This is a genomic window from Pseudomonas sp. NFXW11, assembly GCF_049887815.1.
GTDB lineage: Bacteria > Pseudomonadota > Gammaproteobacteria > Pseudomonadales > Pseudomonadaceae > Aquipseudomonas.
Genome location: NZ_JAGEKI010000001.1, coordinates 143,406 through 168,369, shown reverse-complemented (window position 1 = coordinate 168,369; position 24,964 = coordinate 143,406). Strand labels below are relative to the sequence as shown.

Annotated in this window: 25 protein-coding genes; 17 read left to right on the top strand and 8 right to left on the bottom strand. The window is 63.0% G+C overall.

What is annotated here, in order from left to right:
• Nucleotides 1-1,038: an alpha/beta hydrolase family protein gene (locus tag J4P02_RS00755; protein WP_426186630.1), complete on the bottom strand. Its 1,038-nt coding sequence runs from the start codon at nucleotides 1,036-1,038 to the stop codon at nucleotides 1-3.
• A 253-nt stretch (nucleotides 1,039-1,291) separates the two neighbouring features.
• Complete coding sequence (locus J4P02_RS00750) at nucleotides 1,292-1,903, bottom strand: FMN-dependent NADH-azoreductase (protein WP_426186627.1); 612 nt, start codon at nucleotides 1,901-1,903, stop codon at nucleotides 1,292-1,294.
• 132 nt (nucleotides 1,904-2,035) lie between these two features.
• On the opposite strand from J4P02_RS00750, the gene J4P02_RS00745 reads away from it, so the two are divergent.
• Both J4P02_RS00745 and J4P02_RS00740 read left to right on the top strand, forming a co-directional pair.
• Nucleotides 2,036-2,944, top strand: coding sequence for a LysR substrate-binding domain-containing protein (locus J4P02_RS00745; protein WP_426186624.1), 909 nt, complete (start codon nucleotides 2,036-2,038; stop codon nucleotides 2,942-2,944).
• Entirely contained in the window at nucleotides 2,941-3,300 is a 360-nt protein-coding gene (locus J4P02_RS00740) for an MmcQ/YjbR family DNA-binding protein (RefSeq protein WP_426186621.1), read from the top strand. The genes J4P02_RS00745 and J4P02_RS00740 overlap by 4 nt, the downstream gene beginning before the upstream one ends.
• On the opposite strand, the gene J4P02_RS00735 is transcribed toward J4P02_RS00740, so the two are convergent.
• Together J4P02_RS00735 and J4P02_RS00730 are read right to left on the bottom strand one after the other, a co-directional pair.
• Nucleotides 3,297-3,716: a DUF1294 domain-containing protein gene (locus tag J4P02_RS00735; protein WP_426186618.1), complete on the bottom strand. Its 420-nt coding sequence runs from the start codon at nucleotides 3,714-3,716 to the stop codon at nucleotides 3,297-3,299. The genes J4P02_RS00740 and J4P02_RS00735 overlap by 4 nt on opposite strands.
• Complete coding sequence (locus J4P02_RS00730) at nucleotides 3,713-4,543, bottom strand: undecaprenyl-diphosphate phosphatase (RefSeq protein WP_426186615.1); 831 nt, start codon at nucleotides 4,541-4,543, stop codon at nucleotides 3,713-3,715. The genes J4P02_RS00735 and J4P02_RS00730 overlap by 4 nt, the downstream gene beginning before the upstream one ends.
• A gap of 293 nt (nucleotides 4,544-4,836) precedes the next feature.
• Between J4P02_RS00730 and J4P02_RS00725 the strand changes: the two genes are divergently transcribed.
• From J4P02_RS00725 to J4P02_RS00685, 9 genes are all read left to right on the top strand, one after another.
• Nucleotides 4,837-6,471: a methyl-accepting chemotaxis protein gene (locus J4P02_RS00725; protein WP_426186612.1), complete on the top strand. Its 1,635-nt coding sequence runs from the start codon at nucleotides 4,837-4,839 to the stop codon at nucleotides 6,469-6,471.
• A 90-nt stretch (nucleotides 6,472-6,561) separates the two neighbouring features.
• The gene (gene pnuC / locus J4P02_RS00720) at nucleotides 6,562-7,125 is read left to right on the top strand and encodes a nicotinamide riboside transporter PnuC (RefSeq protein WP_426186609.1); all 564 of its coding nucleotides are present in this window, start codon (nucleotides 6,562-6,564) and stop codon (nucleotides 7,123-7,125) included.
• Nucleotides 7,122-7,646: an AAA family ATPase gene (locus J4P02_RS00715; protein ID WP_426186606.1), complete on the top strand. Its 525-nt coding sequence runs from the start codon at nucleotides 7,122-7,124 to the stop codon at nucleotides 7,644-7,646. The genes pnuC and J4P02_RS00715 overlap by 4 nt, the downstream gene beginning before the upstream one ends.
• Nucleotides 7,647-7,977: 331 nt before the next feature.
• Nucleotides 7,978-8,421 carry a hypothetical protein gene (locus J4P02_RS00710; RefSeq protein ID WP_426186603.1) on the top strand — a complete coding sequence of 148 codons (444 nt, stop codon included), beginning with the start codon at nucleotides 7,978-7,980 and terminating at the stop codon, nucleotides 8,419-8,421.
• Nucleotide 8,422: 1 nt separating this feature from the next.
• On the top strand, nucleotides 8,423-9,001 hold the full coding sequence (locus tag J4P02_RS00705; protein WP_426186600.1) for an adhesin: 579 nt from the start codon (nucleotides 8,423-8,425) through the stop codon (nucleotides 8,999-9,001).
• Between the two features lie 63 nt (nucleotides 9,002-9,064).
• The gene (locus J4P02_RS00700; protein ID WP_426186597.1) at nucleotides 9,065-10,060 is read left to right on the top strand and encodes a heme utilization protein; all 996 of its coding nucleotides are present in this window, start codon (nucleotides 9,065-9,067) and stop codon (nucleotides 10,058-10,060) included.
• A 63-nt stretch (nucleotides 10,061-10,123) separates the two neighbouring features.
• On the top strand, nucleotides 10,124-10,804 hold the full coding sequence (locus tag J4P02_RS00695; protein WP_426186594.1) for a C39 family peptidase: 681 nt from the start codon (nucleotides 10,124-10,126) through the stop codon (nucleotides 10,802-10,804).
• Nucleotides 10,805-10,849: 45 nt separating this feature from the next.
• Complete coding sequence (locus J4P02_RS00690) at nucleotides 10,850-11,590, top strand: hypothetical protein (protein ID WP_426186591.1); 741 nt, start codon at nucleotides 10,850-10,852, stop codon at nucleotides 11,588-11,590.
• Between the two features lie 47 nt (nucleotides 11,591-11,637).
• A complete protein-coding gene (locus J4P02_RS00685; protein WP_426186588.1) occupies nucleotides 11,638-12,936 on the top strand; it encodes a hypothetical protein in 1,299 nt (432 codons plus the stop codon).
• A gap of 70 nt (nucleotides 12,937-13,006) precedes the next feature.
• On the opposite strand, the gene J4P02_RS00680 is transcribed toward J4P02_RS00685, so the two are convergent.
• Nucleotides 13,007-14,332, bottom strand: a complete 1,326-nt coding sequence (locus J4P02_RS00680) for a sigma 54-interacting transcriptional regulator (RefSeq protein WP_426186585.1) — start codon at nucleotides 14,330-14,332, stop codon at nucleotides 13,007-13,009.
• Between the two features lie 353 nt (nucleotides 14,333-14,685).
• Between J4P02_RS00680 and J4P02_RS00675 the strand changes: the two genes are divergently transcribed.
• The gene (locus J4P02_RS00675) at nucleotides 14,686-14,952 is read left to right on the top strand and encodes a hypothetical protein (RefSeq protein ID WP_426186582.1); all 267 of its coding nucleotides are present in this window, start codon (nucleotides 14,686-14,688) and stop codon (nucleotides 14,950-14,952) included.
• 195 nt (nucleotides 14,953-15,147) lie between these two features.
• Here J4P02_RS00675 and J4P02_RS00670 read toward each other — a convergent pair whose 3' ends face one another.
• The 3 genes from J4P02_RS00670 to paaX all read right to left on the bottom strand — a co-directional run bounded on the left by J4P02_RS00670 (nucleotide 15,148) and on the right by paaX (nucleotide 19,726).
• A complete protein-coding gene (locus J4P02_RS00670; protein ID WP_426186579.1) occupies nucleotides 15,148-17,295 on the bottom strand; it encodes a phosphocholine-specific phospholipase C in 2,148 nt (715 codons plus the stop codon).
• A gap of 291 nt (nucleotides 17,296-17,586) precedes the next feature.
• The gene (locus J4P02_RS00665; RefSeq protein ID WP_426186577.1) at nucleotides 17,587-18,591 is read right to left on the bottom strand and encodes an adenylate cyclase; all 1,005 of its coding nucleotides are present in this window, start codon (nucleotides 18,589-18,591) and stop codon (nucleotides 17,587-17,589) included.
• Nucleotides 18,592-18,796: 205 nt separating this feature from the next.
• On the bottom strand, nucleotides 18,797-19,726 hold the full coding sequence (paaX, locus tag J4P02_RS00660) for a phenylacetic acid degradation operon negative regulatory protein PaaX (RefSeq protein WP_426186574.1): 930 nt from the start codon (nucleotides 19,724-19,726) through the stop codon (nucleotides 18,797-18,799).
• A gap of 437 nt (nucleotides 19,727-20,163) precedes the next feature.
• Here paaX and paaF point away from each other — a divergent pair, with 437 nt between their 5' ends.
• Genes paaF through pcaF form a run of 5 tightly spaced genes read left to right on the top strand, consistent with a single transcriptional unit; the run spans nucleotide 20,164 to nucleotide 24,921 of the window.
• Complete coding sequence (gene paaF / locus J4P02_RS00655) at nucleotides 20,164-20,937, top strand: 2,3-dehydroadipyl-CoA hydratase PaaF (RefSeq protein WP_426186571.1); 774 nt, start codon at nucleotides 20,164-20,166, stop codon at nucleotides 20,935-20,937.
• Nucleotides 20,938-20,970: 33 nt separating this feature from the next.
• Nucleotides 20,971-21,762, top strand: coding sequence for a 2-(1,2-epoxy-1,2-dihydrophenyl)acetyl-CoA isomerase PaaG (gene paaG / locus J4P02_RS00650; protein ID WP_426186568.1), 792 nt, complete (start codon nucleotides 20,971-20,973; stop codon nucleotides 21,760-21,762).
• Nucleotide 21,763: 1 nt separating this feature from the next.
• Entirely contained in the window at nucleotides 21,764-23,281 is a 1,518-nt protein-coding gene (gene paaH, locus J4P02_RS00645) for a 3-hydroxyacyl-CoA dehydrogenase PaaH (RefSeq protein WP_426186565.1), read from the top strand.
• Entirely contained in the window at nucleotides 23,274-23,723 is a 450-nt protein-coding gene (paaI, locus tag J4P02_RS00640; protein ID WP_426186562.1) for a hydroxyphenylacetyl-CoA thioesterase PaaI, read from the top strand. Before paaH ends, paaI begins: the two co-directional genes overlap by 8 nt.
• Nucleotides 23,716-24,921 (top strand): 3-oxoadipyl-CoA thiolase, encoded by a 1,206-nt coding sequence (gene pcaF / locus J4P02_RS00635; RefSeq protein ID WP_426186559.1) that lies wholly within the window; start codon nucleotides 23,716-23,718, stop codon nucleotides 24,919-24,921. The genes paaI and pcaF overlap by 8 nt, the downstream gene beginning before the upstream one ends.
• Nucleotides 24,922-24,964: the final 43 nt, after the last annotated feature.

Sequence of the window (24,964 nt, the reverse complement as noted above, 5' to 3'; positions counted from 1 at the left end):
TCACTGATCGGCGGTCTGCATCCCGGCACGGCTCGGCTTGCCCAGGGTATGGGCAAAGAATTTTCCGGCCTCGAGGATCAGGTTGCGATGGATATCCTCGCGATCGACGCCATCGGCATCGGTACACAGGGCCGGCATGGCGGCCATCTGCTCGGCATTGCACGGCGCCATGAACACAAAGTGCCCGGCGCCGGCCAGCAGCTTGAAGTCCGGCGCCACCGGCAGCTTGCGAGCCAGGGCCGCGGCGTTCTTGTCCAGGGCCACCAACTGGTCGCCGTCGCCACTGTAGAGCAGCACTGGCACATGCACCCCGGCCAGGGTCTGGCGGCCGAACTTCAGGCTTAGCGGCGCCATCAGCATCAGTGCGTGCACCCGGGTGTCGGCTACCGGCTCCAGGTCGTCGCGGTCGACTATCAGTTCGCCCTGGGTATTGCAGGCATCGCGGTCGTCGGGGCGCTCCTGGCAGTAACGCCGCAAGCGGTCGAGGTCGGGGGTGGCGCCAGAGAGGATCAGCGCCGTTTCGCCGCCGGCGGAATAACCTATCACCCCCACCTGATCGGCGTTGACGAAGGGCGACAGCATCGGGTCGCCGAGGGTTGCGGTAATGGCTTCGGAAATCTGGATCGGCCGCCCATAGAGGTTGCTCAGGGTGCCCAGGCGGCTGTGGTCCTTGGAGTTGTCGCCGGGATGGATCACCGCCACCACCACAAACCCCTTGCGCGCCAGGGAGGTGGCCAGGTCGTGCAGGGCCAGTGGCGTGCCGGTGTTACCGTGGGACAGCATGAGCATCGGGAAGCGTCCGATGGCGATCTTGGCATCCCGCGAGGCGGCGATCCGATAGCCCTCCAGCTGGCTGGCATGCTCGATGCCGGTGGACGGGTAGAACGCGATGGCGCGCATCGGCTGCAGGTCCAGCGGGTCGAGAAAGCTCATTTCGTGGAAGCCCACGCTCCAATGCGGGCGTGGCGCAGGGGCGGCCTGCACCGAAACCGGGCTGCTGAGCAGGCACATCAGTAACACTGCACAAAGACCTTTCATCACCCACCCACCTTTGCCGCCGGATCGAGAAAACCCACTTCCCCCGCCATCCCTTGCCGCCAAGGCCTTGAAGCGATATCGGCTCACCAGCAGCGCTGCACGACAAAGGGGCATTGCCCATTGCACTGCATAACCCGAGCCAGAAACCTTGAACACCGCCAATAAAAAAACTCCGTACCCCGACCAACGAAAGCTGATCAGGATACAGAGTTTAGTGGCGCTTGCCGTGTGGCGTTGCGACTTTACACAAGCCTTACGCGGCAGCGAACAGCTGCTGGCTGATATGCGCCTGGGCGTCGCGCAGGGCCTTGGTCCGCACTTCTTCGCCATAACCCAGGCCGTGGGCGCGAACGAACTCGACATCGGTGATACCGAAGAAGCCGAACAGCACCCGCAGGTAGTCTTCATGGCCAACACCGGTGGCCTGGCCAACGTGCAGGCCGCCGGAGGTGGACACCACGATCACCTTCTTGCCGCCGCACAGGCCTTCCGGGCCGGCTTCGGTGTAGCGGAAAGTCTTGCCGGCCACCGCGATGCGGTCGATCCAGGCCTTGAGCTGGGTGGGGATGGTGAAGTTGTACATGGGCGCGGCCACCACCACCGCATCGGCGGCCAGGAATTCTTCCAGGGCCTGGGCACTGAGCTGGGCTTCATGGGCCAGGGCGGCATCGCGCAGCTCGGCGGCGGTGCCGGCGGCCACCAGGGTCGCGGCGGAGAAGTGGCTGATGGCGTCGCTGGCCAGGTCACGGTAAGTCACTTGCAACTGGGGCTCGGCGGCCTTCCAGGCCTGGACCACGCTCTGGCTCAGCTGACGGGAGGCCGAGTTGTCGCCAAGGATGCTGGAATCGATATGCAGCAGTTTCATCTGGAATCTCCAAGTGGGGACCGCCCCTTGGCGATCTGATGGTGGCAATCCTACAGATGAAACCAATAGCTGATTAGACGGCAAAAATGCGATAGTTCGTCCCACCAGCAGAACAATCGAGCCCTCCTTTATATGCAAGACCTCAACGACCTCTATTACTTCGCCAAGGTGGTGGAAGCCGGAGGCTTTGCCGCCGCCGGGCGCCTGCTGGGCATTCCCAAGTCGCGACTGTCGCGGCGCATTGCCGAACTGGAAGAGCGCCTGCGGGCGCGATTGCTGCAGCGCACCACGCGAAAACTGCAACTGACTGCCGTGGGCGAGCGCTACCTGCGGCATTGCCAGGCCATGCTGCTGGAGGCGGAAATGGCCGACGAGGCGGTGGCCAGCATGGCCAGCGAACCCCGCGGGCGCTTGCGGGTGTCGAGCCCGGTGGGCCTGGCCCATGAACTGCTGACCCCGCTGGTCAGCAGCTTTCTGGAGAAATACCCCCAGGTGCAGCTGGAGATGCTGCTGCTCAACCGCCGAGTCGACCTGATCACCGAAGGCGTCGATGTGGCCCTGCGGGTACGCGAACAGGGCGATGAAGACCCCTTGCTGGTGACCCGGCGCCTGCGTCGCGCGCAAACCGCCATGGTCGCCAGCCCGGCATTCTTGCGCGAGCACCCGGTGAGCCATCCCCACGACCTGCGACAGCTGCCGATTCTCGGCGCCCTGGAAGCCGATCGCCTTGTGCACCTGCGCCTGCTCGACCAGCAGGGCCAGGCCTGCGACCTGGCGCTGGAGGCGCGCCTGGGGATCGACGACTTTATCGTGCGCCGCGCCTGCGCCCTCGCCGGCCTGGGCTGCACCGTGCTGCCGATGCTGTATTGCGAGGAAGAGTTGGCCAGCGGACAGCTGGTGCAGATGCTGCCGGAGTGGTCCTTGCCTGGCGGCTGGCTGCAGGCGGTGTATCCTCACCGCCGCGGTGTGCTGCCGGCCGTGCGGGCCTGGATCGAACACCTGACTGAAACCTTCGAAGGCTGTGGAGAACGACTGCTGTGAACAAACCAACCTTCAGCGAAGCGCAAGTGGCGCAATTCTGCCTGGGCCTGCCGGGCGCCCGCGAAGACTACAAATGGGGCGGCGTACGAGTGTTCTCGGTGGCCGGCAGCAAGATGTTCGCCCTGCAGGGCCTGCGCGGCGACTCCCTGGCGTTCAAGGTCGACCCGGAGCTGTTCCTCGGCCATGTCGACCGCCCGGGCATTGGCCCGGCGCCCTATCTGGCCCGCGCCCACTGGATCATCATGCAAACGCCCTACCCCCTGGGCGCCGAAGAGCTCAAGCAACTGCTGCAACGCTCCCATCAACTGGTGGTGGCCAAGCTGCCCAAGCGCACCCAGGTTGGCCTGCTGCTCTAGAGCAGGCTCAGCAGGCCGCTTTGCAGGAACAGGCGGTCGATCCAGTACACCTGGTGCAGAGCGACAATCAGCCAGAACAGCGTCTGGTAGGACAGCTTGCGGGTCTTGTGCCGCAGCAGTTGCTGGGCCAGCAGCGCCCCGGGCCAGCCGCCGGCCAGCTCCAGGGCGTGCAACAGATTTTCCGGGGTGCGCTGGCCTTGCGCCCGGGCGCGGCGCTTGTCATGCCAGTACAGCAGGAAGGTCAGCAGGCTGACCGCGCCATAGGCCAGCAGCGGAAGGATCGAGATGCCCCGCTCCCACAGCGACAGCGAACCCCATAGCGGCAAGGCACAGAGCAGCAGCCACAACAGCAGCTTGATTTTCGCCTGGCGGATCTGCGGGCGCTGCTCGTTGCGCGCGCGAGGGGGGTTGGTCACGACTTGACCGCCGTCCAGTCGACCCAGCCGAACTGCCAGGTGGCGAGGATCAACAGGCCGAAGGCAATCCGGTACCAGGCGAACGCCGCGTAGCTGTGGCTGGCGATGAACTTCAGCAGGCCCTTGACCGCGATCATGGCGAAGATAAAGGCGGTGACGAAGCCGATGGCGAACACCGGGAAGTCATCGGGCTGGAACAGGTGCCGGTACTTGTAGCCGGAATACACCGCGGCGCCGACCATGGTCGGCATCGCCAGGAAAAACGAGAACTCGGTGGCGGTCTTGCGCGACAGGCCGAACAGCAAGCCGCCGATTATGGTCGAGCCCGAGCGCGAGGTGCCGGGGATCATCGCCAGGCACTGGGCGCAACCGACCTTGAGGGCGTCCTTCCAGGTGATTTCATCCACCGTTTCGGCATGCACCTCGTGCTGCCGGCGCTCGGCCCAGAGCATGATGATGCCGCCTACCACCAGGGCCGTGGCCACGGTGATGGGGTTGAACAGGTAGGCATGGATCAGATCGGCGAAGATCACCCCCAGCACCACCGCCGGCAGGAAGGCAATCAGCAGGTTGAGCGTGAAGCGCTGGGCCTTGGGCTGGGTCGGCAGGCCAAGCACCACTTCAAGGATCTTGCGCCTAAATTCCCAGACCACCGCCAGGATCGCCCCCAACTGAATAATGATGTTGAAGGCCATCGCCCGCTCGCCGCCAAAATTCAGCAGGTCGGCGACGATGATCTGGTGCCCGGTGCTGCTGATGGGTAAAAACTCGGTCAGGCCTTCGACTATCCCGAGTATCAATGCCTGTGCGGCGGTCCAAAGATCCATCAATCCCCCATAAGGCCATGCTCCTGGCATGCCTCTTTTTTAAGTGTTCGAAGCGTTGTTGCGTCGAGCGTAGCCGAGATTTCGGCTGGCATAAGTTCAACACAAGCCCATGAAAATTCTGTGAAAAGTCCGAAATGCTTCAGGTTTTGCGCGAAGGCGCCGAAATCCTAGCAGACAGGCGCAAAATGCGTCGCGATGTTATTGGACTTCCGTAGGGTTGGCGCTTTGCGGCCGGCATGCTTGGATGCTCACGGCCCTTAATGACAAGAACAAGAATCTGGAGTGACCGGATGATGAATAGCTTACGCAAGATGTCCATCAGTCAGCGCCTGTGGCTGATCCTGATCGTGGCGGTGCTGACCCTGGTGACCCTGGGCGTGATGATGCTCAAGCAGATTCATGGCGACCTGTACCAGGCCAAGGCGCAGAAGACCCAGCACGTGGTACAGACCGCCGCCGGCGTACTCGACTACTACCAGGGCCTGGAAGCCGCCGGCAGCCTGACCCGGGCCCAGGCGCAACAGCAGGCGCTGCAGACCATCCGCGGGCTGCGCTACAACCAGAACGACTACTTCTGGATCAACGACCTGACCCCGGTGATGATCATGCACCCGGCCAACCCCAAGCTCGACGGGCAGAACCTGGCGGCGATCAAGGACCCGGACGGTTTCCAGGTATTCAACGAGATGGTGGCCCTGGCCAAGGCCAAGGGCGCCGGCATGGTGGACTACCGCTGGCCCAAGCCCGGTGCCCAGCAGCCGGTGCAGAAAACCTCGTATATCCAGCTGTTCCAGCCCTGGGGCTGGATCATCGGTTCCGGGGTCTACATCGACGACCTGCAGGATGAGTTCTACAGCCAGGTACTGCGCGCCTCCTCCATCGGCCTGGTGATTGCCCTGCTGATGGCGGCGCTGGTGGTGCTGATTGTGCGCAGCATCGTCAGCCCGCTGCGGGAAAGCGTGCAGGCCATGGCCAATATCGCCAGCGGTGAAAGCGACCTGACCCGCAGCCTCGACACCCATGGCCAGGACGAAGTGACCGAACTGGCCCGGCACTTCAACGCATTCACCGCCAAGCTGCGCGGGGTGGTGATGCAGTTGCAGAACAGCGCCGCGGCCCTGGAGCAGTCCTCCAGCGAGCTGGGCAGCAATGCCGGCGAGGCCCAGGAACGCAGCCAGCAGCAATCGCAACAGATGGAACAGGTAGCCGCGGCCATCAGCCAGGTCACCACCGGGGTCCAGGACGTGGCGCGCAACGCCGAGCACGCCGCCGCCGAAGTGCGCGAGGCGGAGGTCCAGGCGCAGCAGGGCCAGGTCAATATCGACGGCAGCCTGCAGCAGATCGACCAGCTGTCCGGGACCATCGACCAGGCGGTGGAAGTGATCCGCACCCTGGCGGCGGAAAGCACCCAGATCGGCAGCGTGCTGGAGGTGATCCGCTCCATCGCCGAGCAGACCAACCTGCTGGCCCTGAACGCCGCCATCGAAGCTGCCCGAGCCGGCGAACAAGGTCGCGGCTTTGCCGTGGTGGCTGACGAGGTGCGGCTGTTGGCCCAGCGCACCCAGCAATCCACCGCGGAAATCCAGGGCATGATCGAGCGCCTGCAGAACCATTCGGAAGCCGCGGTGAAGGTGATCGGCGACAGCAGCCGCGCCTCGCAACTGACCATCGAACAGGCTGGCCTGGCCGGCAACAGCCTGAATGCCATCGGCCAGGCCCTGCGCACCCTCAACGGGCTGAATGCCTCGATCGCCAGCGCCACCCTGCAACAGGCCCATGTGGTGGAGGACATCAACCAGAATGTCGGCCAGGTGGCCGGGCTGAGCCAGGGCACTGCCCTGGCGGCCCAGCACTCCAGCGCCGCCAGCCATCATCTCAAGGAGCTGTCCGAGCAGCTCAACGGCCTGCTGCGCCAGTTCCGCGTCTGAGCCGTGTCTGAATCAGCGGCCCCGGGCTAACGCCTGGGGCCGACTCTGGGTACAATCCGCCCCCTCCTCCATTTCCCCCAAGGAACCGCCATGTCCGGGCTTGAACTGTTTGCCGCTGCGCTAGGCGTGATCGCCGTCTGGCTGACGGTCAAGCAGAACCCCTGGTGCTGGCCCATCGGCCTGGTCATGGTGCTGCTCTACAGCTGGATCTTCTACGAGGTCAAACTCTATTCCGACATGCTGCTGCAGGTGGTCTACGCGGTGCTGCAGCTCTATGGCTGGTGGCAATGGACCCGTGGCGGCGAGCAGCATCAGGGGCGCCCGGTGACTCAGTTGCAGGCCGGCGGCATGCTCCAGGGTCTGGCGCTGGGCGCCCTGGGCAGCCTGCTGCTGGGGTCGGCCATGGCACACTGGACCGACGCCGCGCAACCCTGGCTGGATGCCGCCCTGACCGCCTTCAGCCTGGTGGCCCAGTGGTGGATGGCGCAAAAGCGCGTGCAATGCTGGCCACTGTGGATCGCCGTGGATGTGATCTTCGTTGGCCTGTTCCTCTACAAGGCGCTGTACCTGACCGCCGCGCTCTACGCCCTGTTCACCCTGCTGGCCATCCAGGGCTGGCGCAGCTGGCGCGCCGACCCGGCCCTGCAATCGTGAAGGTGCTGGTATTGACCGGCCCTGAGTCCAGCGGCAAGAGCTGGCTGGCGGGCGAACTGCAAGCGCACTTTGGCGGCCTTCAGGTCGGCGAATACGTGCGCCACTTCATCGAGCAGGAATGCCGTGACACCTGCCTGGCGGACATTCCCCGGATCGCCCGCGGCCAGTTGGCCTGGGAAGACCAGGCCCGGGCACAGCGCCCCGAGTTGCTGATACTCGACACCCACCTGCTGAGCAACCTGCTGTGGAGCCGCACCCTGTTCGGCGACTGCCCCGAGTGGCTTGAGCCAGAACTGCTGGCCCGCCACTACGACCTGCACCTGCTGCTGTCGCCCGAAGATGTGGCCTGGAGCGACGACGGCCAGCGCTGCCAGCCACAACTGACCCAGCGCCAGGCTTTTTTCGACGCCACGCAGCAATGGCTGGAGCAACATGCCCAGCCCTACCGAATGATCCGCGGCGACTGGCAGGAGCGCCGCCGGCAGGCGTTCGCACAGGTCCGGCAACTGCTGCAGGGCTGAGGGAAAATCCCTGCGCGCGCACTGCCAGGTGTCCATTCCTGAAACACTTCCTCGACCAGCAGGCCCGGATTTTCCGGGTTTGGCGCGGCACTCGGGAAAACTGTTAAGCCGCTGATACAACCTGCCAGCAACCCTTGTTCCAGAGCATTTCCTCGGTCATGGCCAGTGGCCGTGGGAGGGACCTGTTTCAGCCCTGAAACAGTTGCTCTGTGCCCCGCCCGCGCTTTTCGCCAAGCCCTTGAATACCCACAACAAATAAAAAGCGGCACGGCTTCTGCTCTGTCCCTGTCAACGCTGACTAGGGCCAGCACCCAGAAGAAGGAATACCGCCGTGGGGACACTAAGCAAAAGTTTCACCCGCCTGCTACTGATCGGCTGTGCCGTCAGCGCGGTACACAGCCTTCCGGTTCTGGCCGCTGGTAATGGCGAAATCGTTCTCGAGCGCCAGATTCATCCGACCGCGATCGGCCGCTCCCTGAACCGCGACCCCAATCCCACCACAGTCAATGCCAATCCTTCGGGATTCGTCACCGGCACACTCAATAACGAAATGAGTGATAGCGACTTCGCCGGTATCAGCAGTGGTTCCTTGGTACGCGGTGCAGTGATGCCTAATGGCAGCGGGGTCGCCGGGATGAACGTGGTCACCAACCCCAATGGCCTGCCCGGCATGGCTGCCGGCCACGGCGGCGGTTCAGGCGGCGCGATCTCCGGCTCGATCAACCGCTCCATAGGTTCCGGCATGGCGCCGCTGAACAATATCGGAGGCCATTGAAATGAAGTTTTCATTGCTGCTGCTGGCCCTGCTCGGCTGCACCTCGGCCATGGCCGATTCCACCAGCCAGGTCACCGACACCTCGACCATCCAGAACTCCGGCGCCGGCTACACCGGCAACTTCAATGTCAACCAGGCCGCCGGCGACCAGCAACAACAAACCAACGTACGGGCCATCGCCATCGGCACCAATGCCACGGCGGTGACCAGCGTCAAGCAGAAAATCACCACGCCAGCCGACCGCTCGGTCAACGCCAGCAGCACCATCGGCGGCAACTCTTTTAGCAACGGCAGCGGCGCACTGGGTGTGAACCAGTCGTCCGGGGCCAATAACCAGATGGCCAATGCCCTGCGGATCAGCATCAGTGCCAATCCGCAAAGTATTGACGACAGCGCCCTGTCCCAACAGAACGTGGCGCTGCTACCAAACTCGGGAGCAACTGGCAGTCAACAAGGCAGCCGCCAGGTCGTTACCAGCGACCAGGCCTTCACCGGCAGCCGTGGCGTCGTTCAGGTGAACCAGAGTGCAGGGGTGGGGAACCGCATGGCTAACACCCTGAGTATCCGGGTCGCAGATTGACCCTTCGCAGTGCAATTAGAAAGTACCAACACTTAACCAACTAATAAGCACCGGAGAAACACCATGAAACCAACAATGGCTCTCAAACCACTGGTTTTCGCACTGGCCGCCGTCATGGCAATGGCTGCCCAGGCAGGTGGTAACGATCACGGTAACAACGGCGGTCATGGCAATGGTCATGGCGACCATAACCAAGGTCCGGATCTCAACACTCTGCTGCAAATCACCGCTGGGGCCGGTGCTGCAGTAATCGACGTGCAAAACAGCAACACCAACGTGGTGAACAACCAGGGCACCAACAACAACGCCAAGATGGACAACTCCCTCAACGGCTCCAACGGCAATATGGGCGCCAACGTCGCCGCCGGTGATGGCAACCAACAAGACAATGCCGCAGCCCTGGCAACCGCCGATGAAAACTTCATCTTCGGCACCGCTGTAGCAGCTTCCAGCGCCACCCAGGTGAACAACAACAACTATGTGAAAAACTCTTCGACACAGAACAACGCTGTGATGAACAACTCCGGCAACAATGGTTCCGGCAACATCGGCATCAACGTCACCGCCGGCGACTTCAACCAACAGAAAAACAACTTGGCCATCGCCGTATCCGGCGGTCGCGTAGCCACCGCCGCGGCTTCGGCCAACCAGTCCTCCACCAACCTGGTCGTAGAAAACAAAGGTGTCCAAGCCTACAAAAAAGACACCCTCACTGGCGGTTTCGTGGCTTCCGGCACCTACAAAGGCACTGGCAGCGGCAAAATCGAAGGCGGCGACGATCATGGCGGCGGTCATGGCTATGGCAACGACAACAAAGGCCATGGCAACGACGATCAGAAACTCACCTTCAAAGAACAAGGCACTGTCGAACTGGCTGGCTACTGGACCCAGCAAGTGCTGACCAAAGACGGCTGGAAAAACCCAGTGGTCAACAACGCCAGCATGACCGGCTCGATGAACAACTTCTCGGGCAACGGCGGCGCCAACGTCTCGGCCGGGGTGGGCAACCAACAAAGCAACTCGCTGTCCATCGCTGCTGGCTGCAAAGCCTGCATGTAGTCGCGATCGTAACGAAAGCCCCGGAAACGGGGCTTTTCCACAGTCTCTCCAGGCGTAACGATCATGCGTACTGCAATCCTTGTTCTCCTGCTTGGCCTGTTTGGCCCCGTGCACGCGGCACAGATGGCGGTTGCCGGGCTTCCCGACGGAGGCCTGATCTTCAAGAAAGTGCAAAGTGTGCGTGAGCGTAAATTCGCTGACATCGTCGAACAGAAAACCGACTTCAGCTGCGGCGCTGCCGCACTGGCGACCATCCTGCGCCAGGCCTACTGGCTGGATGTCAATGAAGAACAGATCATCAAGGGCATGCTGTTGCAGTCGGACCAGAAGCTGGTCCAGACCCAGGGTTTCTCGATGCTCGACATGAAACGCTACGCGGAAAGCATCGGTATGCGCGCCAGGGGCTACCGGATTCCTCCGGACAAGCTCGAAGCCGTCACCATTCCGGTGGTGGTGCTGATGGAGATTCGTGGCTACAAGCACTTCGTGGTGCTGCAGCGCGCCCAGAAAGACTGGGTGTATATCGGTGATCCGGTGCTGGGCCACAAACGCTACACCCATGAAGATTTCGTCAAAGGCTGGAATGGCATCGTGTTCGCCATCATCGGCCCCGGCTATGACAAGGCCAATGCCTTGCTCGACCCACCAGAACCACTGACCGCGAAAAACAAGCTCGACACCTTCTACCCGGTCAAAGATGCGGAACTGATGGATTTCGGTTTCATCCAGAGCGACTTCTTCTAGAAAGACGCCAAACGACTAGGGAGCTGGAGGCTCCGGGAGCAGCAGATGAAGACTTCATACTGGCTGGCCGCTGCCTGCCTGGCAGCAGCTCTTCCAGCTCATGCTGGTTTCAAACCCATAGAAGTTCAGGACCAGGAACTTTCGCAACTGCGGGGCCGCTACGTGATGCCCGGGCGAATCATCAGCTTCGGCCTGGTCATGAGCAGTACCTGGCGCAATGCCAGCGGCGATCTGATCGGCGCTACCAGCAGCCTGCAACTTCAACAAGCCACCGTCACCCCACAGTTCTATGTCACCACCCTCAACCAGAAGGGCAACGGTACTACCCCCTCCTTGGGCACAGGCAATGTGATCGGCGGCGCCGGCCTGGGCACCGGCCAAGGCGTGACCCAGGTGGTGCGCGCGGCCGGCGACGGCAACAGCGCCTATAACAATGTCAGCATCAATGTCAGCGAGGCCAATCAGGCCCCTGCTCTGGTCACCAACCCAGGCCAGGCCCTGCTCAGCGGCCAGACCATCACCGACAGCAATGGCGCCGGCAGCGTTGCGGTTTCCGCCACCAGCGGCGGTATCCAGATGGCCATCCAGGCCAGCGCCAATCAAGGCAATACCTTGCAGCAGGTGGCTCAAGGAAACGTACTGCAGAACACCCGGCTGCTGGGCAACAGTAACCTGATCAACAACCTGACCCAACTCAATGTGGTGCTGAAAAACAATGGTCCCAGCACCGGCGCGCTGGACTGCAACCTGACCACGCTAAATGGACTACGCAATTTGAAATATTGAACTAGGCTGATTTCGACCATTGGGGTTCACAAGGGACGGTTTATTTCATGTATCGATCGGTTTCACTGCGCGCGGTAGTGTGTTTGAGCACTCTTTTTCCGGCGGCGGTGCTGCAAGCAGCGCCTGACGCGGATGTAGAGACCCTGAAACGAGAACTTCTGGAGCTGAAGCAACGTTACGAAGTGCAGCAGAAGGCGCTGGCAGTGTTGGAGCAAAGGGTTCGCCAGGTCGAGGATCAACCTGCCACCCCGGCGCCCAGGCGACTGGCGAAGTCGCCTTCAGATCTCAAGGGCAATCCGCAAGTGGCCGGCAGAGGCGCTGCGGCAGCCTCTGGTGGAGCTGCGGGAGGAGCCAGTTATGGGCAGTCGCTCAAGGATGACTCGACGCCTGCCCAGAGTGTGACCAACCTTTATGACGAGGCCAGCGGCTTCTTCGGTGGTGGCAAGTTCAGCTTTGAAACGGGCCTGACTTATGCCCGCTACGATACCCGTCAACTGACCCTCAACGGCTTCCTGGCCCTGGACTCGATCCTGCTGGGCAATATCAACCTGGACCGGATCAAATCCGATACCTGGACCCTGGACCTGACCGCCCGCTACAACCTCAATAACCGCTGGCAATTCGATATAAATGCGCCAGTGATCTATCGCGAATCCATTTATCAGTCTGGTGGTGGCAACAACGGTGGTGCTCAAAACACCGTCGAAGAATCCGTCACTCGCGATCCGACATTAGGCGATGTCAACTTTGGGGTTGCCTACAAGTTCCTGGATGAGTCCGATAGCCTGCCTGATGCCGTAGTCAGCCTGCGAGTAAAGGCTCCTACGGGTAAAGACCCTTTCGGCATCAAATTCGTCCAGTCTCCCAAGAGCAACAGCCTAGTGGTGCCTGAAAGCCTGCCGACGGGTAATGGGGTCTGGTCCGTCACCCCCGGTATCTCGCTGGTCAAGACTTTCGACCCGGCCGTGCTGTTCGGCAGCCTGTCCTATACCCACAACCTGGAGGAATCCTTCGGCGATATCAGCTCCAACCTCGGCGAGAAGACTCCTGGCAAGGTCAAGCTGGGTGACAGCTTCCAGATTGGCGCTGGCGTAGCCTTTGCCCTGAACGAGAAAATGAGCATGGCGTTCTCGGTATCCGACCAGATTCAGCGCAAGAGCAAGCTCAAACGTAATGGCGAGGACTGGCAATCGGTGGTGTCCAGCGACGCCAACGCCGCCTACTTCAACGTCGGCATGACCATTGCCGCCACCAACAACCTGACCATAGTGCCGAACCTGTCCCTGGGCATGACCCAGGACGCACCGGACTTCACCTTCAGCCTGAAATTCCCCTACTACTTCTAACCTCACCCCACAAAGGCCAGGGCCCGCGACGATTCCCCAATCGTCGCGGGCCCTGGCCTTGTTCCCCGCCCTAGCGGATCTGGTGCTTGTGCAGCAATCGGTAGAAGGTCGGCCGCGAGACGCCCAGCACCCGTGCCGCCATGCTCAGGTTGTCGCTGTGCCGATTGAGCACGTCGCACAGCGCCTGGTGTTCGGCGCGGTGCTTGTAGTCTTCCAGGGTGCCCATGGGTGCGCCCTGGGACGTCTGGCCCTGCAAGCCCAGGTCGTGGGCCTGGATCTGCCGCCCCTCAGCCAGTACCAGGCCACGGCGCACCCGGTTGGCCAGCTCGCGGACATTGCCCGGCCAGTCATGCTTGCCCATGGCCACCAGGGCGTCCTCGCTGAAACTGCGGGGACGGCGGCCGGTTTCCTGGCTGTAGAAATGCGCAAAGTGGCTGGCCAGCATCCCCAAGTCGCCGTGGCGTTCACGCAGTGGTGCGGTGATCACCTGCAGCACATTGAGCCGGTAGTACAGGTCTTCCCGGAAGCGTCCGCTGACAATGGCGCTCTCCAGGTCGACGTGGGTCGCCGCCAGCACCCGCACATCCACCGGGATCGGCTGGCTGCCGCCCACCCGCTCGATGTGTTTTTCCTGGAGGAAGCGCAGCAGGTTGGCCTGCAGTTCCAACGGCAGGTCACCGATTTCATCGAGAAACAGGGTGCCGCCATGGGCCGCCTCGATGCGCCCGACCTTGCGCTGATGGGCACCGGTAAAGGCGCCTTTCTCATGGCCGAACAGCTCGGACTGGATCAGGTGCTCGGGAATCGCCCCGCAATTGATCGCGATAAAAGGCTTGCTGTGACGCTGTGACTGGCGATGCAGGGTGCGCGCCACCAACTCCTTGCCGGTCCCGCTTTCGCCGCGGATCAGCACCGGTGACTCGGTGGGCGCCAGCTTGCTCAGCAGTTTGCGCAACTCGCGGATCGAGCGGCTGTCGCCCAGCAGCTCATGCTCGGGCTGATCGACATGGATCGAGCCCTGCCCGCGCAACCGCGCCATGCCGAAGGCCCGGCCCAGTGTCACCTGTACCCGGGACACATCGAACGGCAAGGTATGGAAATCGAAAAACCATTCGCAGACGAAATCGCCGACCTTTTGCAGACGCAGCACTTCCTGGCTCAACACCGCAATCCACTCGGTGCCGCTATGGCTGATCAGGTCCTTGACCGCTTCCGGGCGTTCCAGATGAAAAGGTTGCAGGCGCAACAGGCCCACGTCACATGAGCGCTCCCGGGCCGAATCCAAGTCACAACTGTCGACATCCCAGCCTATGGTGCGCAAGCCGGGCAACAGGCGATGACAATCGTCACAGGGATCGACCACCAGCAAACGGCGCTGCACGGGGGCTTCGAGCATGACTGTTCCTTGCCGGCAAATAGCTGAAACGTTATTAGAAACAGTGGTTTGGAAAACCTGGCTGTAACATTAGCAAGAACTTGACACCTGTATGTATCGATTGCTTATAGCGGCGATTGCCAAAGGAACTAAGTTGGCCACGCGGCGCCGGCTCGAGCGACCGATTGTCGCAGTATTTTTTCTCAACCCCCGCAACTAAGGGCTCTGCCACGGGCCTTGTACCCGAAAGTTGTAAAAACTTGTTTTTCCTTGTGACCCGATCCCTACCTCGGTGCATCAGTACACATGAACAGCCGAACGGTAAGCCCAACCGACGGCACATCATTTGATTGGGCACATAGAGAGAACACCCCATGAACGCCCCGCTCCGTATCAACGAAGCACTTTTGATCGCCGACCGCGCATTCAAGCCTTTTCAATGCGTGGCCTGGGCCCCACAGGACGGGAACGGCGAGCTGAGCCTTACGGTTATCGACCGTACCAGCACACGCATCGGTCACACCCAGATTCCTAGCAGTGCCTACTCCGATCCAGCCCAGCTGGAAGACCTGCTCAAGCAAGCCCGCGCTGAACTGAGCGAAGATGGCTACATCTTGCAGTCCTGGGCCATGCCCAAGTAAGTGATGCTGTTAACGGATCACCCCAGTGGGTGATCCGTTATTCATGAGCAACAACTAAGCAAGCTATTCAGTTCCCCTTCCCGCACAACTTTTACTGCCTTCGCCTGGGTTGTTCAGGTTGTCGTGTCTATAGCACCAACGGCTGTTACCGCTATTGGAAAACAACCGTCCGCGCTCTTCCTGCCAAGTGACTTGTCACGGCTGGCCCATCAACGGGTCGCTGATGCTGTGGGCGCCGTTTTCCAGGCGTCCGGCCACCCTGCGCAACCAGCCGCCATCGCTGCGCAATGTCAGGTCGTACCAGCCGCCACTGGACTGGCAGGGGAACACCTGGCGCACTTCACCAGCGGCTGGCACCGCCAGCGTCCAGGGCCCTTGCTGGGTATAGGGGCAACGTTCGATGGTGATCGACACCTCATGTTCCGCCGGGTTGCTCAAGGTCAGTTGCAACTGATGCTGGCTGGAGGTCAACAGCAACTCGGGCTGGCGCTGTTGCAACTGGCCATGAAAGCTGCGGTGAAAACCGTTGGGGCCCAGCACCCAGAGCTCGTAGCGCTCCAGCACCGGCCAACTGTCTTCCAGGGCCTTGCCGGCCTCGATGGTGTAGCGCCGCGGGATCTCGCTCAGGTGCAGGCAATCGTAGACATGCAGCACTGCGCCCTGCCCTCCGGTGTTCTGCAGGCTCAGCGACAGGCTGCGGTTCTTGGCATCGACCCGGCTGTCCACATGCAGGCGATACGGTAGCGCCCGCGAAGGTCGTGCCAAACGCTTCTGCTGCGGCAACAGCTGTCGGCCGGCGGCGGGCAGCGGTACCGGCAGGAGTTTTTCCTGACGCTGGCGCAGGCTGTCGGCGGCTTGCCGAGTGGTGGTCTGCAGCGCCGGCAATGGCTCGTTGTTGGGGTCGACGAAGTTGAAGGCCGAGGTCAGGTCGCCACAGACCGCCCGCCGCCAGGCACTGATATTGGGCTCCTTGACGCCAAAGCGCTGCTCGAGAAATTGCAGCACCGAGGTGTGGTCGAACACCTGGGAGTTGACCCAGCCACCCCGGCTCCAGGGCGACAGCACCAGCATCGGCACCCGCGGCCCGGGCCCGTACACGCCGTTATCGGGCTTGGGCTGCTGGGTCGATCCCGGCGGTGCCGGATGGTGGAACAACTCGGCCTCGAACTCCAGGCTGGACTTGCCGGCATAGCTGCCATCCGCCCGCAGCGAGGGGGCCGACGGCGAAGGGACGTGGTCGAAGAAACCGTCGTTTTCATCGTAGGTCAGCAACAGCACGGTCTTGCTCCAGACCTCGGGGTTGTTGGTCAGGGCCAGGAGGATTTCCTGGGTAAACCACCCACCCTGTACCGGGCTCGACGGGCCGGGATGCTCGGAATAGGCCGCTGGCGCGACAATCCAGCTGACCTGGGGCAACTTGCCGGCCTGCACATCACTGCGAAAGCCGCCAATGATCGCCTCCAGGTTGCTGCCGCTGCTGGCCGGCAGGGTATTGCCATTGCCCTTGTACAGCGGGGCGCCGGCATTCAAGGCATCGCTGTAGGGCACATAGGCGTTGAAGTCCTTCGGTGGCTGGGCCGGGTTGCCCACCAGCACGCTGGCGGCGCGGTACTGGCGAAAGCCGGCCAGGGGGTTGTCGCCGAAGTTGTCCGGCAGATGCTGGTAGACCTTCCAGCTCACACCCTGCTGCTCCAGGCGTTCGGGGTAAGTCTTCCAGCTGTAGCCGACGTTCGCCGGGCCCGGGCCATCCCACTCGTTGACCACCGCGGCCACCCCGGTCGCCGACGGGCCATTGCTGCCGGTCCAGAGAAACAGCCGGTTGGGGTTGGTGCCGGCGTGCACCGCGCAATGGTAGGCGTCGCACAGGGTGAAGGTATTGGCCAGGGCGAACTGGAACGGCAGCTCCTGCTCGCGGTAATAGCCCATGGAGGTGTTGGTCTTGTGGGTCGGCCAGGCCGTCATGCGGCCATTGGCCCAGGCGGCATGGGCATCGCCCCAGGTATGGGGCGTGCCGCTGACCCGCTGGGCATTGCCCTTGCTGCTGTCCAGGTGATACGGCAGCACCAGGCGGCCCTTGCCCTGCTGTTCCCAGACTTGGCGCTGCCCGGGCAGCGGAATGGTGATGCGGTCGCTGAAACCGCGCACCCCGGGAAAGGTGCCGAAGTAATGATCGAAGGAGCGGTTTTCCTGCATCAGAATCACCACATGTTCAACGTCCTTGATGGTTCCGGTGCGGTTGTTCGCCGGTATGGCCAGGGCCTGGCGAATAGCCGGCGGCAAGGATGAAAAGAACGAACCGATGGCGGCCGCCTGCAAGAGCTTCCTGCGGGTAAGACTGGGCATGAGTCATTGAATCCTTTTAGTTGCAGCGAAAGGGATAAGGCTGCAGGAAAAGTATTCATTGCAAATAACAATGCAGTGACATTGCCATTGCAGTTTCAGCCAGGGTCAAGTTGACCTGAAAATGCTGTCCTGGCTTCTAGGGTCGGCAATAAAGCATATGCACGGAGCACTGGAAGAATATTTGATGAATAAAACACCCGAGCTTATCGATCACATCAAGCATGGTCATTCAAGCGAAGGTTTCTCGGGCCGGCCCCCTATGTATCACCGGCCCGAACAGCACCAGGTTAATTACAGATTATCCGCCACTTCATTGCGTTGTACCCGCAACGGGTTGAACAGCAGGCGGATAAACTGCGGGTCTTTCGCCAACTTGTAGTCTTCGCCGACAAAGTAGTCCTTGGCCGCCGGGTCATTCTTGCCGATATACAGCATCCAGGCCGTGCTGATACCGGCAAACTCGTTTTCCGGCACACTGCGCACCGGGCTGAAGTGCGTGGCGTTATGGGCCGTGGCGCTCCAGCCCGGCACCGTCTTGATCAAACCGCCCTGCCACAACCGCGGCCAGGCCCAGGCCGGCACCACCACGTCCGCGGCACCAGTCAGCACCAGGGTCGGGGTCCTGACGGTGGAGCCAAAGCCAATGGGGCCGGGCTCGATCGGCAGCGAACCGATGAAGTTCAGCTGCGGGTCGATACCCTTCAAGGTGTTGGCCGGCAAGCTGGAAGACAGCAGCGAGGCGCCGCCTCCCGCCGAATGCCCTGCCACTATGGTGCGCGCCAGGTCGACCTTGCCGAACAGCGGCGAAGTCGGGTCCTGATTGAGCTTGCTCAGTTCCAGCGCTCCCAGCACATGCATGCTTGGCGCGGTATTGATGAAGTCGGATGAGACAACCACCACAAAGCCGTAGCTGGCCCACAAGCGCAGCAAGTCGGTGTATTGCCCCTGGTTGGAGAGAATCCCGCCAACGAAGTTGATCACCGGCAACTTGTCCAGGGTCTTTATATTCGCCGGGTAATACACGCTGGTGGAAATTGGGCTGGAAAACCCATAGGGAAAAGATTGATTACATTGAATGCTGTTATCCAGCAGCATGATCCTGGCCAATACCCCCATCAGCCCGCGACAGTCACTGAGCACTGCATTGGTGGTCACACTGTAGGGCCCGGGCGTTTTGGCAAACTGTTCATTTGCCAGCCCCAGCGCCGGAACAAGTGGCGAAGCACCGGCCAATCCGGCACAACTAAGCATGGCACCAAGACACAAATTTTTTGCGAAGCGGCTGATCGATTTCATGGATAGGTCCTTTATCTGTCTGCTTTCCCTGCAAGACCGAATGCCCGTGTCTGGCCATGCGTTGCTTATTGCCCTTGAGCTGAACTTGAAGATTCAGTCATGCCACTGCAACCGCGCTGAAACATTGCCAGCTTAGTTGCACTGTGGGCTGTCGCGACCCTAGAACAGGTGAAATTGGCCGGTCAATGTTTATTTGCCAAACCGTCTAGAGCAAGCCGCCAAAACGCCGGTAGTAGCCCTCACCGACATCCGGCAACGGGCCATCGGCATTCTCCAGGGTGGTGGCCAGCCACTGCTCGGCGCTGGCCTGGATCAGGCGGTAGATATTGCGGCACAGCTGACGCGCCGCGCGCCCTTGCCAATCGCCGGGCAGCAACTCGTCCGGCAGTTGCGGGTCGCGCAACAGCAACTTGCGGTACTCATGGATCAACAACAGCCGAGCCAGGAAACAATCTTCTGGCTGCAATTGCTCCTGCTCGCGCAGGGCTTGCCACAAAGGCCGGAACAGCTGGATGAAATCCGCGTAATGGGTGGCCAGTTCGTCGATCTTCCAACTCTCGCGCACCTGCAGGCGCAGGGCCCTGGAACCCAGTACATCGTCGTCGTCGGGGGTGGTGGTGAAGACAATGGTCTCGTCCTGGGCACCGAGCTCCGCCAGGCTGGCGTTGATATCGCCGCGATCGCTGCGCGGGCACGCCAGCAGCAGCGGCGAAATCGCGCCAAAGCCTTGCCACTCCAGCTCTTCGCGTACCTGTTTGCGCAGCTCCGGGTTCAGTTGCGACAGCATCACCAGGCACCAACTGCCATCCCAGGCCGGTACTCCGGCGCTGTAGACCCGCTTGAAGGCTTTGTCGAAACGCCGCCGACCGCTCAAGGTCAGGCTGTAATAGCTGCGCCGCCCGACCTTTTCCGCGCTCAGCCAGCCCTCCTTGCTCAGGCGGAAGATCGAGGTGCGGATCAAGCGCTCATTGATGCCCATGGGCTCCAGCAACTGGATCAGGCTGCCCAGCCAGACCGTGCCGCCATGGGGTTCGATGGCATCGCCATAGAGGGTGATGATCAGCGAACTGGCGCGGATCGGCGTCTGCTCCTGGAAGCGTTTGATCAGGTGGTTCAGTGGCGCTAGGGACGACATGGAAATACCGGAAAAAGGAAGGAATATAGCGGGTTTCAGGCCTGTACGAGCCTGGGTCTTGCGCCTGAGGCGCCGGTTGCCATGGCTGATCCGCCGCAGGCAGCTGCAAGGCCATCGTCGCAGCAGAACAACCTGCTACAAGATAATTCTCGTCATTCTGTATCAGATTATTCGTAGCAGACAAGGTCATTGCTCCATCCCGTACGACCTCAGCACCACATGACAGCCGCCATAAAACAGGGGTAACCGCTACAAATCGCCCACTCTGTGCAGTTCACCCAGTAATTGCCCCTCTCGACGGAGCAATATTTAAGACACAATAATTGTAATATGATCTTGTTTTTATGTATCACATTGGCGATATACTCGGCGCCAACCGGCCCCGGCCGACCCAACAATCGAGCCGGTAACCGGCCACCCCTCCGAGGACATCCACCATGCCTCAGCACCTTGCAGTCGAAACCCTGGACGGCGGTATCCGCCTGATCACCCTGCAACGCCCGGAAGTGCTGAATGCACTGAACACCGCCCTGCTCACCGAGTTGGCCACAGCCCTGGACGAAGCCCAGCAAGACCCGCAAACCCACGCCGTAGTGTTGACCGGCAGTCGCCAGGCCTTCGCCGCCGGCGCCGACCTCCGGGAAATGGCCGAACGGGATCTAGTGGGCATCCTCAACGACCCGCGCCAGCGCTGCTGGGAACAGCTCCGTGGTTTCGCCAAGCCGCTGCTGGCCGCGGTCAACGGCCTCGCCCTCGGCGGTGGCTGCGAGCTGGCGCTGCAGGCCGACATCATCATTGCTGGCGAGGACGCACGCTTTGGCCAGCCGGAAATCAACCTCGGGATCATGCCCGGTGCCGGTGCCACCCAACGCCTGCCGCGCTGCGTGGGCAAGTCCCTGGCCATGCAGATGATCCTGACCGGCGAACCCATAGGTGCCCAGCACGCCTTGCGTGCGGGGCTGGTCAGCGAAGTGACCCAACCGGAGCGGGTGGTCGAGCGCGCCCTGCACCTGGCCAGGCTGATCGCCAGCAAGGCGCCGCTGGCGGTGCGCCTGGCCAAGGAGGCACTGCTCAAGGCCATGGACACCGACCTGGCCAGTGGCCTGCGCTTCGAACGCCATGCCTTCACCCTGCTGGCCGGCACCCAGGACCGCGAGGAAGGCATCGCCGCCTTCCAGAACAAGCGCCAGCCACAGTTCAAAGGCCAGTAAAGCCCCTTCGACCCAGCACGGAGCGTCCCGAGCATGAACTTCACCAGCATCCTGTTCTCCATCAGCGAGGGGGTCGCCCTCCTCAGCCTCAATCGCCCCCAGCAGCTCAACAGCTTCACCGCGCAGATGCACGGCGAAGTGCAAGCCGCCCTCAAGCAGGTGCGCAACAACCCCGAAGTCCGGGTGTTGTTGCTGACCGGCGAAGGCCGCGGCTTCTGCGCCGGGCAGGACCTGGGCGAGCGCAGCGTCGCCGCCGGGGAGGTAGCGCCGGATCTGGGCGACTCCATCGAACAGTTCTACAACCCGCTGGTGCGGGCCTTGCGCGACCTGCCGCTGCCGGTGATCTGCGCGGTCAATGGCGTGGCCGCCGGCGCCGGGGCCAACCTGCCCCTGGCCTGCGACCTGGTGCTGGCGGCACGCTCGGCGAGCTTTATCCAGGCCTTCTGCAAGCTCGGGCTGATTCCCGACAGCGGCGGCACCTGGCTGCTGCCACGCCTGGTGGGCATGGCCCGGGCCAAGTCCCTGGCGTTGCTGGGCAATCGCCTGAGCGCGGAACAGGCCGAGCAATGGGGGCTGATCCATCAATGCGTGGACGATGAGCGGCTGCGAGACGAAGCCCTGACCCTGGCCCGGCACCTGGCCAGCCAGCCCACCTACGGCCTGGCGCTGATCAAGCGCAGCCTCAATGCCAGCCTGCACAACAGCTTCGACCAGCAGCTCGATCTGGAGCGCGACCTGCAACGCCTGGCCGGGCGCAGCGAGGACTACCGCGAAGGGGTCGAGGCCTTTGTGGAAAAACGCCAACCGCGGTTCGGAGGGCGCTGAAATGGACCCACTCAAGTGCAACGCAGCGGTCGCCGTGGTGGGCGCCGGGGCCATGGGCGCCGGTATCGCCCAGGTCGTCGCGCAAGCCGGACACCCCGTGCGGCTGCTGGACCAGAGCCCAGGCGCGGCAGCCAGGGCGGTGGCCACGATCGACCAGCGCCTGGCCCGGCAGGTGGCCAAGGGCAGGCTCGACGAAGCCTCGCGCCAGGCCATCCATGGCCGCCTGCAACCGGTGGAGCATCTGCATGAACTGCGCGACAGCGCGCTGGTCATCGAGGCCATTGCCGAGAACCTCGCGGCCAAGCAGCAACTGTTCGCCGAGCTCGAAGCCCTGTGCACCGACGATTGCATTCTGGCCAGCAACACTTCATCGCTATCGATCACCGCCCTGGCGGCCGGCCTGCGTCGGCCGCAGCGGCTGCTGGGCCTGCACTTCTTCAATCCGGCGCCGCTGATGGCCCTGGTGGAAGTGGTGCCGGGCCTGGCCAGCGACCCCGGCATCGTGCAATGCCTGCACCAGACCCTGCTCGACTGGGGCAAACAACCGGTGCGTGCACGCTCCACCCCAGGCTTTATCGTCAACCGCGTGGCCCGACCCTTCTATGGCGAAAGCCTGCGCCTGCTGCAGGAAGGCGCGGCGGACTGCGCCACCCTCGACGCACTGCTGCGCGAGGCCGGGGGCTTCGCCATGGGCACCTTCGAACTCACCGACCTGATCGGCCAGGACATCAACGACCGCGTGACCTGCTCCATCTACGAGGCCTACTACGCCGACCCGCGCTTCCAGCCGTCGCTGATCCAGCAGGAGCTGGTGGCCGCCGGGCACCTGGGACGCAAGAGCGGCCAGGGTTTCTACAGCTACGCCGAGGGCGCGCAACGCCCGCCGATCCAGCAGTTGCACAGCAACGCGAAGATCAGTGACTGCGTGCTCGAAGGCGACCTGGCCTGGGCCATGCCCCTGGTCCAGCGCCTGGAGCAACGCGGCATCCAGGTGCTGCGACGCGATGGCCCCGGCCTGCTGCGGGTGGGCGATGCGGTGCTGGTGCCAAGCGACGGGCGCCTGGCCAGCCAGCGCGCCCGGGACAGCGGCCAGGGCAACTTGGTGCTGCTGGATCTGGCGGCCGACTACCAGCAGGCCACGCGCCTGGCCATCAGTTGCAACGCCGGCATCCAGCCCCACGCCCTGGATCAGGCCGTGGCCTTGTTGCAGCAGGCCGGCCTGCAGGTCAGCCGCCTGAGCGACACCCCGGCCCTGGCGGTACTGCGCACCGTGGCCATGCTGGCCAACGAGGCCGCCGATGCCCTGCTGCAGGGCGTGGCCTCGGCGGCGGACATCGACCTGGCCATGCGCCTGGGGGTCAACTATCCGCTGGGCCCACTGGCCTGGGCCGAACGGCTGGGGCTCGGGCATCTGCTCCAGGTATTGGAAAACCTCCAAGGCGCCTACGGCGAGGACCGCTACCGGCCTTCCCTGCTGCTGCGCCGGCGAGTGGCCGAAGGGAGAAACCTACATGACTGAACAAGCATCCATGGACCTGGCGCGCCGCTGCGGGCAGCACCTGTTCCAACGCGACCGGGCCAGCAACGGCCTGGGCATGCGCCTGCTTTCGGTGGCCCCCGGCGCCGCACGCCTGGGCATGAGCATCAGCGCCGAAATGTTGCAGGGCCACGGCACCTGCCACGGCGGCCTGATCTTCACCCTCGCCGATTCGGCTTTCGCCATTGCCTGCAACAGCCAAGACCAGGCCACCGTGGCACTGGGTTGCAGCATCGACTACCTGGCCCCAGCCCAGTTGGGCGACACCCTGACCGCCGATTGTCATCAACAGCACCGCCGCGGCCGCACCGGCCATTACGCGGTGCGTATCGAAAACCAGCACGGACAGCTGATCGCCCTGTTCCAGGGTCGCTCCTACCAGGTGCGCGGCACGCTGCTGACCCAGGAGACCGACCATGAATGACGCCTTGATCATCGATGCCGTGCGTACCCCCATTGGCCGCTACGCGGGCGCCCTGAGCAGCGTGCGCGCCGACGACCTCGGCGCCGTGCCTTTGCGTGAGCTGTTGCGCCGCCACCCGCAGGTGGACTGGTGCGATGTCGACGATGTGATCTACGGCTGCGCCAACCAGGCCGGCGAAGACAACCGCAACGTCGCGCGCATGTCGGCCCTGCTGGCCGGGTTGCCCACCGCCGTGCCCGCCACCACCCTCAACCGCCTCTGTGGTTCAGGCCTGGACGCCATCGGCAGCGCGGCGCGGGCCATCCGTTGCGGCGAGGCCGGGCTGATCCTGGCCGGTGGCGTGGAGTCCATGTCCCGGGCGCCCCTGGTGCTGGCCAAGGCCGACAGCGCCTTTTCCCGCCACACCGAGCTCTACGACAGCACCCTGGGCTGGCGCTTCATCAACCCCTTGCTGCACCAGCGCTACGGCACCGATTCCATGGCCCAAACCGCAGAGAACGTCGCCGAGCAGTTCAATATCTCCCGCGCCGACCAGGACGCCTTCGCCCTGCGCAGCCAGCAGCGCGCGGCGGCAGCCCAGGCCAGCGGGCGCCTGGCCGAGGAGATAGTTGCGGTGAGCATTGCGCAACGCAAGGGTGCCCCCCTCGAGGTGAGCCTCGATGAGCATCCGCGGCCCGATACCACCCTTGAGCAATTGCAGCAGTTGCCTACGCCGTTTCGCCGCGACGGCAGCGTCACCGCCGGCAACGCCTCGGGTCTCAACGACGGTGCCTGCGCCCTGCTGCTGGCCAGCCCGGCCCTGGCCGAGCGCCACGACCTGCGCCCCCGAGGCCGGGTGTTGGCCATGGCCAGCGCCGGGGTCGAGCCGCGGATCATGGGCATCGGCCCGGTGCCGGCCACCCACAAGGTGCTGGACCTGGCGCGCCTGAGCCTGGCCGACCTGGACGTCATCGAACTCAACGAAGCCTTCGCCGCCCAGGGCCTGGCGGTACTGCGCGAGCTGGGCCTGGCGGACGACGATCCGCGGGTCAACCCCAATGGCGGCGCCATCGCCCTGGGCCACCCCCTGGGCATGAGCGGCGCGCGCCTGGTGACCACCGCCCTGCATGAGCTGGAGCGCCGCCAGGGCCGCTATGCCCTGTGCACCATGTGCATTGGTGTCGGCCAGGGCATCGCCCTGGTCATCGAACGGCTCTAGAACCCAAGCATGCACTCAGCGCCCGCCGGCCAGCGGGTAGCAC